A 13970-nucleotide genomic window follows, 5' to 3' on the forward strand; every position below is an offset into this window, starting at 1 on the left:
TAAAGGAGCTTAGGCTCCTTTTTTAAGATTTTTTATAAATTCTTGTAGTTGATTTTGAGTTATTCCATGAGCTAAAGAAACTCGAATACTTTGATTTCCTTCATCAAAATTAAGGCCAATTTCTCTTAGAACGTAAGATATTTCAATATTCATTGATGAGCAAGCTGAACCCTGAGAGCAGATAAAATCTGAATTGGCTACAAACTGTGAAGCATCAAAATTGGGGAATCTAATATTTAAGATATGAGGTATATAATCTGAATTAGGTGAATTAATTATCCCCCCATTTTCTGTAACTTTACTGCGGAAAAACGAATTTAGCTTTTTAATATTATCAAGATTTCTCTCAATAGTGTCATCTGCCACAGCTGCACCAAAACCAAGAATCAGTGGAGTAGCAAGAGTACCACCTCTTAAACCATACTCTTGTCCTGCACCGTGAATTACTGGTTGGATTCTTGTTTCTCGTAAATCTCGGATATACAGTGCACCAATTCCTTTAGGTCCATAAATTTTATGGGCTGAGATAGAAAGCATATCAATATTCAAGTTATCTACATCAATTGCAATTTTTTTATAGGATTGAGCTGCATCAACATGAAACTTAATACTTTTATCAAAGCAAGCTTTACCAATGAGCTCGATTGGTTGTATTGATCCTAGCTCATTGTTCACATGCATGATGCTGACTAATACAGTATCTTCTCTCATAGCGTCAATGACATCTTGAGCATCAATAATCCCATTTTTTTTAGGTGAGATATATGTGATTTCATAACCATATTCTTTTTCTAAGAAATGGCAAATTGTTAAAATGCATTTATGTTCAATAGAAGAGGTAATGATATGTTTACCTTTATGTTTATTTGCTAAAACATATCCTTTAATAGCTAAGTTGTTTGACTCAGAGGCGCCACTAGTGAAAATGATTTCACTTTTGTACGCACCTAAAGAATCAGCAATTGTTTCTCTTACTTGCTCAATTTTTTCTGAACTATCTCTACCAAGTCTGTGGGCTGAAGAGGGATTTGCAAATTCTTCATCTAGAGTTTTGATAAGTATTTCTTTTACTGAAGGTGTTAGAGGGCTTGATGCTGCAAAATCTAAGTAAAGCATGTGTTTCTCATCATTTTTTCGTTATTATAAACCTTTAATTATTTTATTAGAATAAATTGGGGTAGAAATGCATTTTTTAAAGAATTGGTCTAGGGTGGATTTCTTCGACTTTTTTGATAAAGAATACAAAAACAATATTTTAGCTATAGAAAAGTATGATCTTGTAAGCCTTTCTTTAGAATATTTAGCACTTAATTATTTGCATGATTTTTTTCTGTTCTCAGAGAATAGACAGCTACAAATAATAGAATTTATTGTAAATAAACTTGATGAAGAGGAAATAAGTAAAGTCTCTAATAAAAAACATTGTAATAATTACGAGTTAGCAATAAAAATTTTTAAGGAAAATCGTCAGTATTTTTTAGATTTTCTTAATGTAAAAGTTTCTCGAATAGAAAAACAAACAGTAGAAAATCATTCTATTAAAGAAGTTAAAGTAGCATATCCTTTACGCTCTTACCAAATAGACTGCTGTAGAAAGATTAACAATCTTAAAAATACTTCTGTCAAAAGAGCATTATTACATCTTCCTACAGGTGCAGGTAAGACTCGGACTGCAATAAACTTTGTATGTGAGTATTTACGTCAAAACCCTAAAACCTTAGTTGTGTGGTTAGCTGATACAGTTGAACTTTGTGATCAGGCTAGGAATGAGTTTGATAAAGCATGGGCTGTTTTAGGAAATTGTGATTTAAATAGTTTTGCTTTCTATGGGAAAAATGATATCTCCCTTGGAGGTATTAATTCGGGTTTTTTGGTCGCAGGACTTCAAAAATTTAGAGCAGAGAACGCCACAGAAGAACGTAGTGTTCAACTCCAGCTCAGTGAGTTTATGTCAAAGGTTGGGCTAGTAGTATTTGATGAAGCTCATAAAGCTCTTGCGAATACCTATAAAACCTTAACCGAAAATATAATTTCATATTCCGACAAAGACTGTTTTTTGTTGGGGTTATCAGCCACTCCAGGACGAGGATTAATTACAGATGCTGATGATGAGACAAAAAAATTAAGTGAGTTATTTGATAATCAAAAAGTGAACATGGATATCGATGGATATAGATCTCCTATTGAATTTTTAATGGAAAAGAAATATTTAGCTAAACCAACATTTGAAATAGTCAACTATGATCGAGGTCAAATTATTTATGATTTGTTCCATCAGGATTCAGAGCAGTTTGTTAATAAAGTATTAGCACATAGCGATAAGCGTAATTTGGCAATCATTGATGCTATAAAAAAGCAATTTGAGAAAAATGAAACAACTCAAATTATTCTATTCGCTTGTTCTGTGCAGCATGCTAAAGAACTTGAGATTTGGATAAATGGTATCGGGATTATAGCTAAAGCTATTACTGGATCGACAGACTCAGAGTTTAGGCAGGATTATATTGAACGATTTAAAGATAGGCAGATACGAGTTTTAATCAATTACGGAGTCCTGACAGCTGGCTTTGATGCTCCATGTACAGATTGTGTGTTAATCACAAGACCAACCAACTCATTAATCCAGTATTTGCAAATGGCAGGACGTGCAATGCGTGGGCCTGCCAGTGGTGGAAATGAAGCTTGTATGGTTTATACGGTGAATGATGAATTGGAAGAATTTAAAAATATGTTTAAAGCATTTAGTTATTGGGATAGTAATTGGGCATAAGAGGGTAAATCATGAACCAATCAAAATTATATATTAGTCCATCAGTTGTTATTGAATCGATGCGTGATAATGGCTATAAAAATACGGCCTACGCTACAGCTGAATTAATTGATAATAGTATACAGGCAGGGGCTACTTGCGTACGTTTAGCTTGTTTTGAGAAATATAAGACTAGAGGGAAGCAGATTGAACAAATTGCAATTATTGATGACGGTAAAGGTATGCCATCTGATGTATTGCATTTAGCGCTTGAATTTGGTGGTTCTAAACATCGAGAAGATGAAAAAGGGATGGGTAAATTCGGTATGGGCTTGCCGAACTCAAGTGTCTCACAATGTCGCTTAACTGAGGTCTGGAGTTGGACTAATCCTGAAGAAATTCTTTATACATTTCTTGATATAGATAAAATTAAAAATAAAGAAATAGAGTCAATTCCTGCACCTATAGCAAAGGAACTCCCTGAGCATATTAAACAAGCTTTTAATGGTGAAATACCAAACTCGGGAACAGTAGTATTATGGTCAAATTTAGATAGATTACATTGGAAAACTTCAAAAAGTATTAAACTGCATACTGAGGCATTAATTGGGCGTATTTATAGACGACAATTGAGTGAAGAGAGTAAATATAATGAAAATAGAAACCCTTTAAGAATAGTATTCCAATGTTATGAGTTTAATGATTTAACGAAGAGTTATTTAGAAATTAGTAGTGAATCATTTAAGGCAAATGATCCATTGTATTTGTATTCTGATACAACTTTACCTCATTTGCCTGCCCCCTTATCAAAAGTTTCTGCATTTGCAGTGAAAGATTTTAAAAATATTGAAGTGGAATATGAAGAAGGAAAGTTTTCTACTGTAACTATTAGAACATCAACCATAAAACCAGAAGTTGCTAAAATTTTACGTAGTACAACAGGCGATAAAATTGGAAGTACAATTTGGGGGAGGCATATGAAAAAAAATATAGGTCTCTCAGTAGTTCGTGCGAACCGTGAATTAGATTTAATAAGTGACTATTATATTGCAGATAGTAATTATTTAGATCGTTACCTTGGTATTGAAGTTGAATTTGAGCCTGTACTTGATCAGTTTTTCGGTGTCACTAATAATAAGCAGAGTGCTAATAAAATTAAATATATTCCATTAGATGTCTTGGCTGCAGAAGTTATTGATACTGAGGGGAAAACAAAAGCTGAACTCGAATCAGAATATTTAGACTATTTATCAGAAGAAGCTCCTGTAGATGCTAAAATTGCTGATATTAATAGTAAAATTAAACAGATGATCGTTGATGCTTATAATTCTATTAAGTCTATTGGATTTGATGGGTTAAAAAATACATCAGATAATGTGACGGATAATAGTAAGATTCCTACCGATCCTGTAAATATTCAAGCTACTAAAGCAGAAAGTAATAGAGCAGAAGAGTTTGAGATAGAGGGAGATGAAGCGGAACCAGATGTTAAAGGGATTAAAGAGCTCTTAATTAATGAGGGGATGCCGGAAGAGGAAGTAGAAAAAACAATTCAAGAAATTATTACAAATAACCTCAAAGTTAAATTTGAGTATCGAGACGGTTTAGATGATTTTTTTGATATTGCTTCATTCCAAGGCTTTACATTAATACGCATTAACACTGCCCATTCTTTTTATTCAAAATTTATGCAAAATGCGAATGAGGATGAGCGAAATCTATTGAATTTATGTTTAGCTGCTTGGGGGCGGATGGAAAAAGAAGTACCTCCAAATATCATGAAAGAGTGTCGTAATACAAGAAGACGCTGGAGTAATATGCTAGAGGAATATTTGGGTGAAACTGTAGAATGAAAATTCTCTTAGGCTCAGCTATTTCTACTCATTTTCAGCAGCTATTTTTAGCTGCTGAAAATGTTGACTTAATTACAGCATATTTAACATCTGGTCTCTTTAATCTTCTTGAAGAGGAAGAGATTTCTAATAGGCGAATTAATTTATTTATTCGAGGTAACAGAAAAGATTTCCAAACTAAAGCATGTGATATTTTGGTTTTAGAAAAATTACACCAATTAGGCGTAAATTGTTTTTTAGTTAAAGATCTACATTCAAAAGTTTATATTTTTGATCAAGAGGTTGCCTTAGTTGGAAGTGCAAATCTTACTAATAAAGGTTTAGGCTTTGCATCAAATGGAAATAATATTGAGTGTCTATGTGAGTATGAGATTTCGAATACAAGTTATTTAGAGTTCTTATCGATGACAAAAGGTGCAATAGTTGTTGATGAAGAACTTTTAAATTTCATGAATTTGAGCTTGGATAATAGCAATGATAGTAGTTCTAATTCTTGTGATGAGTGGGAGTTTTTACTTAACATGGATATTGTTGAGAAGCTAACTATAAATGATTTACCTTTATATAATTTGAATAATAATACAAATGATGTTGAAAGTTTTGAGCATGACAAAATAATATTGGGGTTAGATCAAGATTTAAATAAATTTAGAGATAAGTTTAAAAAATCAAATCTATATTTTTATCTTCTAAAACTTTTGCAGAGTCGAGAGCAAAAACAAATATTTTTTGGAGAGTTCTGTACATTAGTACATAATGATTTGCTATCTGAACAAGATTTATCTAGGAGAGAAATAAAGCAATATATTATTAATATATTCAGTTATCTTAAAAAATTAGATTTTGATAATATAAAAGTAGATCGTCCAAATCATAGTGAAAGAATTTATCTCATTTAAAGTGTGTTCTAGTTTGAATAGCCAATTATCTCAGTAAGATAATTGGCTTGAGTAAAGAGTTTGGCTATCCGCTTATTCGTCGGTCATCCCAATAACATGGCACTACAATCAAATTGTTCTCATGTAACCGCGACCATAACCGGACACCTAAATCCCGCTGCATATTCTGGACTGTGAAATTGGAAATCAGCAGGGTAGATTTCATATTGTCATAACGACTATACAAAACCTTATGCACCATCTCCAGGCGTTTTTCATGCCGGTCATGCAGGCCATATTCATCAATCACCAATAAATCAAAACTGGAGAAATGGTCGATGACTTCTTTCTCAGAGCGTGAAGCATCTGACCAGGTATCCATCATTTTTTGAGCAATTTCTGCGCTGGTATAGTAGCGAGCAGATTTCAGACTGTTATGCAGAATATTACGAATAATGGATGCACTCAGATGGGTTTTACCTGTACCCGGTGTACCAATCATCAACATGTTCGGATTGTGGTCAGAAATAATCTGCTGTGCAAAGGCCTGACATAGTTTGATGGCATTCTCTTGTGCAGGGCATGCAACTACATAATTCTTGAAGCCACGATCCAGGTAGCGTTTATTGAGCCCTGAATTTTTAATTTTCTGTTGTAGCAATCGCTGTTGCAATTCATCTTCATAGGCTGCATGTGAGTGATGGACGGTTTCTTTGGCACACAATTTACAGAGCCTGTGACCTGCAATTTCCATCAGGGGTATATGATGGACAGGGCAAAGTGTTTCCGTTGTTTCTGCGCGAAACTGGAGCGTTTTAAGCATGGTATTCATGATCACTCTCCTAAATCCATTTGGAATTTTCTAAAAAATCCTCATTTTTTTCTTCAAAATTTGAAGATGAAGATGAAGATGAAGATGAAGATGAAGATGAAGATGAAGATGAAGATGAAGATGAAGATGAAGATGAAGGGCATGATTCAAGCATGACTTGAGTAATACTCTGGCTCTTCTCAGGAGCTGCTTGAGCATTTACTTTTCGTTGCTTGGTTGATGCTTGAGCATTACTTGCGGATTTCCCCCAACGTGCTTGAGCTGCATTTTTAGCTTTATCAGATTTCATTTGCTGATTTTGCAATGCCTGGCTTTTTAAACTGGTTAAAAAATTTGAATGAATCTGCTCAGATTCGACTTCAAATAATTCCAGGGCCATTAGCGTATTCAACAAAGTTTTAGCCTTGGTATGTTGCGATAATTTCGTGATGCTACATACAGTAGCTAGGTCATGAGGAATGGCACCATTTTTCCAGAAATCCATCATTAACAGCAGTGCCGCACCAATTTGTTCTGCCGTCATTCGTGCAAATTTTGCCTGTAGGTCGCCAATATAGAGTGGCATCCAAATTGAAATATCTTTATGCATGTGTTCACCTTTTTATAGGTATAGAGGGGCTAAGGTCATCGATTTGATGACCTTTTATGATTGTTTTATTAGTGAGCTAGGCTCATTAACCGGAAACGGGCCTGTTGAGCCAAGTCATCGTAATGAGCTTGCCCTTCATCCAGCATTCGCTGTAGCCAGAGTCTTAATGCTTGGTGATCATCGAAGCATTTATTGATTTCCAGCAAAAAGGCCAGATTGTGCAGTTTGGGAATGTGTAGCTCATGGATTAATTCACGAGCGACCATATCTGCTTCTGGGCTAACGACTACGCCGCCAAAAAAAGCTTTACTGTTCATGGACAAGCTCCTCTGTATTCAGTCTCTCCAGCATGGCTTCAAAAGCACTACCATCGCGGCGCGTAACATTAGGGATGTAACGGCTATAGACCCGGAATAGCATTTCAGTCGTTGAATGTCCCAGCTGGCGTGCAATCCATTCTGGGTTCTCGCCTGCCGACAGCCAGAGCGTAGCTGCAGTATGACGTGTTTGATAAGCACGACGAGGTTTTAGCCCTAAATAGCGTAGCAGGGGATGCCAGACACGCTTATTGACCAGGCGATAATCAAGCGGCCCACCATCGCGATTACAAAATACAAATTCTGATTTTCCAGAATTTAAGCTTTTTTGTTGCAGAAAGGCCTGATAAACCCGATCACTCATCTGGATCGTGCGGTCAGAACCATAAGTTTTAGTTCCACCAAGCTCCCCATTCACCAATGCTTCACGAATGTGGATTTCCCGACGTTGTAAGTCCACATTTTTCCATTGCAAGCCATCGATCTCACTGGTGCGCATACCTGTGAAAAATCGAACAGTATAATAAGGCTTAAAATCATCACGAACTGTGGCAAGGATTGCGTGTACTTCCTTTAATGAAAAAGGTGTTACTTCAATCTTTCCTTGCTTTAAGTTATTGATATTTTTATAAGGGCTATCAAATTCATATCGTTCGGCAGCACTATCGAGTATCATACGAAGCACTATCATAATCTGGTTGATTCTTGATGGTGAAAGGCATTCTTGGTTTTTTCCGTGAGTCACTTTGGCGAGGGATGAACGGAATCCAAGAATGTCTGACTTTTTAATATTAATAACAGGAATTGCGCCAAAAAAAGGGATCAAGTACTTTTTGATTACAATTTGAATTTTCTCCTTATAGCTTGTACGCCACTCTATTTCTTTATCAGTGAACCAGATTTCACAGAACTTTGAAAATAGAGGTGTTTTAGAGCTGATTTCATTTACTCTGTTTTCTGCATTTTTGATTTCTTTCAAACGAGAACTTTTTGGAAAGTACTTAGCATAGTCAAAAATACCCAATAAGATTTCCGCTTCCATTCGCTCAATCACTTTTTCAAGCTTTTTGCGATTCGGAGCATTGTCTTCAAGAGCTGTTGTTTCACGACAACGGATGTTTAAGTATCGAAAATCGACACATAACTTACCGTATCTAGTACGGATGGCAGCCATAATAATATCCTCCTTATTGAAGTTGTAGGCTGTGTAGCGAGCCTAAAGTGGTTTTAGTCATATCTTCTTCAATACGCTCCCATACATATAAAATTTTGCGTCCACCAAAAGGGCGGATGTAATGAATACCTTCGATTAGAACGCTATCTTTTAACTGATTACGAATGGTACGTTCGTTATAATGGATTCGTTCTGCCAATTCTTTTGTAGTAATATAAGTAAGATTCATGTTTGTATCCTTTTATAAAGTATCACAATGGTGTTATTTAAGATCACAATGCAATAATAAATGCGTTTAATACATCATGCAAGTACTTTATTACACAATGGTGGTAATTAATGATAGTTTGTAACTTGCCTGTTCTTTTGGCGGAACGAAGAATGAAAGTGGCAGATGTAGCTCGGGCAACCGGAATGAGTAAGACGACTTTACATAAGCTTTATAATGGTCAATCAACTCGTATTGATTTTGAAACATTAGAAAAATTGTGCGTATTGTTAAATGTAGACGTTGGTGATTTATTAAAGTTCAAGCCAGATGAATAATTATTGCTAATAAAAAGCGTCATATAATTTAATAATTTTCTAGTTAGTATATTGTTTTTATTAAGTATTTTTGGTGACCAAATTTGGTCACCATTTTTTATAAGAGATTAAAAAGCTTTAATGAAAGCCATAAGGGAGTGCTTCAGGTTTTTTTAAAAATTACTCAGTTCATATTGAGTAGAATTCATGCAAAAACTTAAACATGTTGATCTATAGTTGACATTGATAGGGCACGTTTTGGTCACTTTTGGTCACGTAAGCCCACTCTTAACTGATCTAACTTAACTTTTTACTCACTTTGAAGCTGATAGCTTTATAGACTGAAAGAAAAAATGTTATTTAAAATCAACAACGAAAAAGCCCCAATCTTTCGATCAGGGCTTTTTGAATCTGGAGCGGGAAACGAGACTCGAACTCGCGACCCCAACCTTGGCAAGGTTGTGCTCTACCAACTGAGCTATTCCCGCAGGGTCGATCAATTTTTTACTTTAAAAAATGAACAAAAAAGAATTTGGAGCGGGAAACGAGACTCGAACTCGCGACCCCAACCTTGGCAAGGTTGTGCTCTACCAACTGAGCTATTCCCGCATGCGGTGTATAATACATTATGCAAAAACAGGGTCAATAACTTTGTGAAAAAACTTGTGCTGATTGCATAAATAAAAGCCATTTTGACCAAGGTTTAGATGATTTCTGCTGTGAAATCAGCCAATAGCGGCGGTTCAAGCGGGAAAAAGGTGGTTTTCAGCCGGTCGCCACAATATCGCAAAAAGAACAGGGTATACTAAGATTAATCTCAGGCCTTTTGGATGCATGATCATGAGCATAGAACAACAACTGATTGAACGCTTACACACCCTGAACCCGACACATTTAGACGTGGTGAATGAATCTTCTGGCCACGGCGGCTATTATCCGGGGAAGGAATCTCATTTTAAGGTGGTAATCGTCAGTGAACAGTTTGCCGGTTTACGTCTGGTGCAGCGTCATCAACAAGTCTATGCCGCGGTCGGTGATCTGTTAAGTCCAAGCAAGATTCATGCGCTGGCAATTCATGCCTTTGTTCAGGATGAATGGCAAGGACAGGATACCTCAAGCCCGGAATGTGCCCACGCCCCGAAACAATAACCCGGAACAAGAAATAGAGATCAGAACAGTTCATGGAAACCCAACTTTTACTTAAAATTATTCATATGGCCAGCATCAGCGTATTGCTGGTCATTCTGCTGGCCCGTGGCCTGACCTTATTTAAAGGCGTGCAGGGCAACCAGCCCAATCCGGCCGGACGCACACTATGGGTGGCGCTACAACATTTATCGGTTACGCTGATAGTAGTAACCGGAATTGTGCTGCTGGCATTAAAGGATTTTCAGGTCGAAACCTGGTTTTATGCCAAAATCATTTTATTCCTGGTGATGCTGTCTTCGTTAATGAAAGCCTACCGTAAAACGGACAGTATTTTACTGGTGCAACGCCGCGCCGGCTGGGGTATAGCCCTGGTTGCATTACTGGCGATTATCGCGCTGGTGATGATCAAGCCAAGTTTTGGTTAATTGTTCGACAATAATGTCTATCTCTCGGCTATACTTCGCTACACTTGAGCCAATTAGAATATAAAATCAGAGGGATAGACATGCGAACACGTGTGGTCTTTAACCAGAAAGGCGGCGTTGGAAAATCCAGTATTACGGTCAATCTGGCCGCTATCAGTGCCCATCAGGGCTTTAAAACCCTGGTCATTGATTTGGACCCGCAAGCCAACTCCAGCCAGTATTTACTGGGGGATGATGCCACCTATTCCACCCATAAGCCGGCACTAGAGCCAAATATCCAGAACTATTTTGAAGAAGTGCTGGGCAATACCCAAAGCAAAGGCTTAATTGGCAATGCCCTGGGCTCGATCTTAAAAAGCCGCGCCAAGGGGCTGGAAGCCTATGTGCATCAATCGCCCTTTCCAAATCTGGATGTAATTCCAGCCAGTCCGGACTTGGGCAGTCTGGCCCATGCCTTAGAAAGCAAACATAAAATCTATAAATTACGGGATGCCTTGGCCTCACTGGCTGGGCGTTATGAGCGGGTCTTTATTGATACACCGCCGGCGTTTAACTTCTTTACCTTGTCGGCACTGATTGCGGCTGACCGGGTATTAATTCCGTTTGACTGCGATGTGTTTTCCAAACGTGCCCTGCACAGCCTGATTGAAAATGTGCTGGAAACCCAGGAAGATCATAATGCCGAGCTGGAGATTGAAGGCATTGTGGTGAACCAGTTCCAGGCCCAGGCCAAGCTGCCACGAGAAGTGGTCGAGCAGCTGAAAGAGGAGCAGTTACCGGTATTTAACAGCATGCTGCCACCCTCAGTCATCATGAAAGAGTCGCATCATAAAAATCTGCCGCTTATTCATTTTGCTACAGATCATAAATTGACGCAGGCCTATCAATCGTTGTTCAATGAGATTGAACAGAAACAATCCTGAGATGGGCATGAAAACACTGTATATCAGCCTGCTGGCTGCCGGAACCTTGCTGCTGGGTGCCTGTGCCACGACGGTTAAACCGACCTATGTCTCGCCTACACATTATCAGGCGCTGAACTGTCAGCAGCTGCAAAGCGAATATAACCGGATTCAGTCCTATATTGATCAGGGCGTACAGGCGCCTAAACGGACCGGCGTTGGTGTGGGGGTGGGTCTTGGCGGAGGCTGGGGCAGTCGTGGCGGCTGGGGCATTGGCCCAAGTGTTTCGGTCAATATGGGACAATCATCGAATACCAAAAATACTGAACTGGCACGGGTGCTGGGCGAGCAGGAAGCCATTGTGCAGGCGGCGCGTTTTAAAGGCTGTCCAATTGTTGTACGCACCAAGCAGGCCAGTTAAGGCTTCGCATTTTTCACGCTGGGCTGGCAGTTTATGCGAGTCACGTCGTGAAAAATCTTAGCAAAATGTTTCATAAAAAATTATTAAAAATCTTAAATTTAAATAAAAATAAAGGCTTTTTTATCTGTCCAAATATCCTCCCAGTCGTGAGAAAAACTTGTCAGTTTTTATCAAATTAATATAAGGTGTGCGCCTAATTTCAGGTAATCTCAGGTGTCTATGATTGAAAGTTGGCTGTTTGTGCTGGCAATGATTGCGGTTCTGCTTATTCCGGGACCAACCAATGCTTTGCTTGCAAGTTCAGCACATCAACATGGAATTGCCAGAACCAGTTTATTTGTGCCTGCCGAGCTGCTTGGCTATTTATATGCCATCAGTTTGTGGGCGCTGCTGATTCATCTGACCGTCCCAATCTGGCCGTATTTAAGCCATATTCTGCATGGCTTGAGCGCACTATATGTGCTGTGGACGGCTTTTCATTTGTGGAAGCATGCGCATCTGGTCAAGCATAACCAGCTCAACCCGTCTATCCGCCCGCATCAGCTGTTTTTTGCCACCTTAAAAAATCCCAAGGCACTACTTTTTGCTGCCGGGATTTTACCAACTGAAACCTGGGATAATCCGACCAATTTCTTGATGGTCTATGCAGTGTTCTGTTTGGTGCTGTTGCCGACTGCGCTGTTCTGGATGTCTTTTGGTCGCGCGATTTTATCGGGAGAATCCAAGCAAATAAAAGCCGATCTCTTGTATAAAGGATCGGCCATGTTGCTGGTGCTGTGTGCTTTTCCGGTTATTCTGCGCTTTTTCGCTTAAGCGCGGACCTGCTTTTTCAGCTTCTGGCGGGCAAAACCAATCACCCCCGGCAAGACACTTAAAATAATGATGCCAAAAATCAGATAGGTAAAATTCTCTTTCACAATTGGCATGTTACCAAACAGATAACCCAGGGTAATAAATGAGCCAATCCAGCAGAAAGCGCCCACTACGTTATAGGTTAGAAAGTATTTATAGTTCATGCTCCCGGCACCGGCAACAAAAGGGGCAAAGGTGCGGGCAAAAGGCACAAAACGGGCAAAAATAATGGTTTTACCGCCATGCTTGGCAAAGAATTGCTGGGTGGCAATTAGGTGTTTTTTATTAATAAAGCGTGATTCAATTTCAAATACCCGTGGCCCAATATATTTACCAATATGATAGTTCAGGGTATCGCCCAAGACAGCGGCAATAAACAGTAAGCCGCCCAATAACCACGGGTCCATGGCACCGGTCGAGGCCGCCAGCGCACCGGCTGCAAATAACAGGCTGTCCCCCGGTAAAAAGGGCATCACCACCAGACCGGTTTCAACAAAAATAATCAGAAACAGGATGGCATAAATCCAGACCCCATAATTGGTAATGAACTCAAGTAAATGCGCATCAACATGCAGGATAAAATCAATCAGTTCCATGAGGGAAAAACAAGCAGAAATGTAGTCAAATCCTATCAGTCCGGTTGGTGAAAGTCAGTAGAAAAACGTAAATAAATTTCCGCTGTCATCATTCTAAATTTGCAACGATACATCTTTGAAATGGTGATTTTTTGATATTCGGCCAGTCCCTAAGATAGCAGCATCTTTTTACTGATCTGCTGTAGGTTCTCTCATGTTTAATCCAAATACTGTGGTTGCCAAAATCTTTCAAACCCCTGCCTTAAACAACCTGTCGCTGGTACTGGCGCGTGTCTTGTTGGCTTATATTTTTATTGTGTCGGGCTGGGGCAAAATTGCCGGCTATAGCGCAACGGTGGGCTATATGGAAGCGATGGGGGTGCCGGGTGGCCTGTTACCGCTGGTGATTCTGCTGGAGCTGGGTGGTGGTCTGGCAATTTTACTGGGTCTGCAAACCCGTCTGGTGGCATTGGCACTGGCAGTATTCAGTTTGCTGACTGCATTTATGTTCCATGGCGCACCGGAAGATGCGGTTAACCTGATGAAGAACCTGGCGATTTCAGGTGGTTTCCTGCTATTGGTGCTGCAAGGTGCAGGTAAACTGAGTCTGGATCATCTGATTGAAAAATAAGATGTGATGCAGGGAAATAATGTCCCGTCATTTAGTACAGGCAGCTCCGGCTGCCTTATTTTTTGCCTAAATAGATAATAAAGAAGAGGGTCGAGAAC

Annotated in this window: 17 protein-coding genes and 2 tRNA genes; 10 read left to right on the forward strand and 9 right to left on the reverse strand. The window is 38.9% G+C overall.

From position 1 onward, the window contains the following. Positions 1 to 9 precede the first annotated feature (9 nt). Positions 10 to 1116 (reverse strand): cysteine desulfurase family protein, encoded by a 1107-nt coding sequence (locus tag ACPEPR_RS08175; RefSeq protein ID WP_168400186.1) that lies wholly within the window; start codon positions 1114 to 1116, stop codon positions 10 to 12. A gap of 67 nt (positions 1117 to 1183) precedes the next feature. Between ACPEPR_RS08175 and ACPEPR_RS08180 the strand changes: the two genes are divergently transcribed. From ACPEPR_RS08180 to ACPEPR_RS08190, 3 genes are read left to right on the forward strand one after another with little or no spacing between them, the layout of a single operon-like run. Next, positions 1184 to 2770: a DEAD/DEAH box helicase gene (locus ACPEPR_RS08180; protein WP_168400185.1), complete on the forward strand. Its 1587-nt coding sequence runs from the start codon at positions 1184 to 1186 to the stop codon at positions 2768 to 2770. 11 nt (positions 2771 to 2781) lie between these two features. Further along, positions 2782 to 4602: an ATP-binding protein gene (locus ACPEPR_RS08185; RefSeq protein WP_168400184.1), complete on the forward strand. Its 1821-nt coding sequence runs from the start codon at positions 2782 to 2784 to the stop codon at positions 4600 to 4602. Next, entirely contained in the window at positions 4599 to 5501 is a 903-nt protein-coding gene (locus tag ACPEPR_RS08190; protein WP_168400183.1) for a phospholipase D-like domain-containing protein, read from the forward strand. The genes ACPEPR_RS08185 and ACPEPR_RS08190 overlap by 4 nt, the downstream gene beginning before the upstream one ends. A 64-nt stretch (positions 5502 to 5565) precedes the next feature. Here the strand turns inward: ACPEPR_RS08190 and ACPEPR_RS08195 are convergent, their stop codons facing one another. The 5 genes from ACPEPR_RS08195 to ACPEPR_RS08215 all read right to left on the reverse strand — a co-directional run bounded on the left by ACPEPR_RS08195 (position 5566) and on the right by ACPEPR_RS08215 (position 8621). Further along, positions 5566 to 6312, reverse strand: coding sequence for an ATP-binding protein (locus ACPEPR_RS08195; RefSeq protein WP_104501025.1), 747 nt, complete (start codon positions 6310 to 6312; stop codon positions 5566 to 5568). Between the two features lie 10 nt (positions 6313 to 6322). Next, entirely contained in the window at positions 6323 to 6901 is a 579-nt protein-coding gene (locus ACPEPR_RS08200; RefSeq protein ID WP_423562289.1) for a DUF1376 domain-containing protein, read from the reverse strand. A 68-nt stretch (positions 6902 to 6969) separates the two neighbouring features. Beyond that, on the reverse strand, positions 6970 to 7218 hold the full coding sequence (locus ACPEPR_RS08205) for a hypothetical protein (protein WP_001084944.1): 249 nt from the start codon (positions 7216 to 7218) through the stop codon (positions 6970 to 6972). After that, on the reverse strand, positions 7208 to 8392 hold the full coding sequence (locus ACPEPR_RS08210; protein WP_168400181.1) for a site-specific integrase: 1185 nt from the start codon (positions 8390 to 8392) through the stop codon (positions 7208 to 7210). The genes ACPEPR_RS08205 and ACPEPR_RS08210 overlap by 11 nt, the downstream gene beginning before the upstream one ends. Positions 8393 to 8405: 13 nt before the next feature. Continuing rightward, a complete protein-coding gene (locus ACPEPR_RS08215; protein ID WP_001054887.1) occupies positions 8406 to 8621 on the reverse strand; it encodes a hypothetical protein in 216 nt (71 codons plus the stop codon). 110 nt (positions 8622 to 8731) lie between these two features. Here ACPEPR_RS08215 and ACPEPR_RS08220 point away from each other — a divergent pair, with 110 nt between their 5' ends. Next, positions 8732 to 8938: a helix-turn-helix domain-containing protein gene (locus ACPEPR_RS08220; protein WP_004280956.1), complete on the forward strand. Its 207-nt coding sequence runs from the start codon at positions 8732 to 8734 to the stop codon at positions 8936 to 8938. 391 nt (positions 8939 to 9329) lie between these two features. On the opposite strand, the gene ACPEPR_RS08225 is transcribed toward ACPEPR_RS08220, so the two are convergent. Both ACPEPR_RS08225 and ACPEPR_RS08230 read right to left on the reverse strand, forming a co-directional pair. After that, positions 9330 to 9405, reverse strand: a tRNA-Gly gene (locus tag ACPEPR_RS08225). 45 nt (positions 9406 to 9450) lie between these two features. After that, positions 9451 to 9526: transfer RNA gene (locus tag ACPEPR_RS08230), tRNA-Gly, on the reverse strand. A 231-nt stretch (positions 9527 to 9757) separates the two neighbouring features. On the opposite strand from ACPEPR_RS08230, the gene ACPEPR_RS08235 reads away from it, so the two are divergent. The 5 genes from ACPEPR_RS08235 to ACPEPR_RS08255 all read left to right on the forward strand — a co-directional run bounded on the left by ACPEPR_RS08235 (position 9758) and on the right by ACPEPR_RS08255 (position 12627). Further along, positions 9758 to 10066: a BolA family protein gene (locus ACPEPR_RS08235; RefSeq protein WP_016658959.1), complete on the forward strand. Its 309-nt coding sequence runs from the start codon at positions 9758 to 9760 to the stop codon at positions 10064 to 10066. Between the two features lie 32 nt (positions 10067 to 10098). Continuing rightward, positions 10099 to 10491, forward strand: coding sequence for a SirB2 family protein (locus ACPEPR_RS08240; RefSeq protein WP_423562290.1), 393 nt, complete (start codon positions 10099 to 10101; stop codon positions 10489 to 10491). Between the two features lie 80 nt (positions 10492 to 10571). Next, positions 10572 to 11414: a ParA family protein gene (locus ACPEPR_RS08245; protein WP_005181342.1), complete on the forward strand. Its 843-nt coding sequence runs from the start codon at positions 10572 to 10574 to the stop codon at positions 11412 to 11414. A gap of 7 nt (positions 11415 to 11421) precedes the next feature. Beyond that, positions 11422 to 11814 carry a hypothetical protein gene (locus ACPEPR_RS08250; protein WP_005181343.1) on the forward strand — a complete coding sequence of 131 codons (393 nt, stop codon included), beginning with the start codon at positions 11422 to 11424 and terminating at the stop codon, positions 11812 to 11814. Between the two features lie 219 nt (positions 11815 to 12033). Continuing rightward, positions 12034 to 12627 carry a LysE family translocator gene (locus ACPEPR_RS08255; protein WP_016658963.1) on the forward strand — a complete coding sequence of 198 codons (594 nt, stop codon included), beginning with the start codon at positions 12034 to 12036 and terminating at the stop codon, positions 12625 to 12627. On the opposite strand, the gene ACPEPR_RS08260 is transcribed toward ACPEPR_RS08255, so the two are convergent. Further along, a complete protein-coding gene (locus ACPEPR_RS08260; RefSeq protein ID WP_005181345.1) occupies positions 12624 to 13262 on the reverse strand; it encodes a DedA family protein in 639 nt (212 codons plus the stop codon). The genes ACPEPR_RS08255 and ACPEPR_RS08260 overlap by 4 nt on opposite strands. 193 nt (positions 13263 to 13455) lie before the next feature. On the opposite strand from ACPEPR_RS08260, the gene ACPEPR_RS08265 reads away from it, so the two are divergent. After that, positions 13456 to 13872 (forward strand): DoxX family protein, encoded by a 417-nt coding sequence (locus ACPEPR_RS08265; protein ID WP_104473514.1) that lies wholly within the window; start codon positions 13456 to 13458, stop codon positions 13870 to 13872. Positions 13873 to 13970 lie beyond the last annotated feature (98 nt).

Source organism: Acinetobacter sp. AND/436, assembly GCF_049546925.1.
Lineage (GTDB): Bacteria > Pseudomonadota > Gammaproteobacteria > Pseudomonadales > Moraxellaceae > Acinetobacter > Acinetobacter indicus.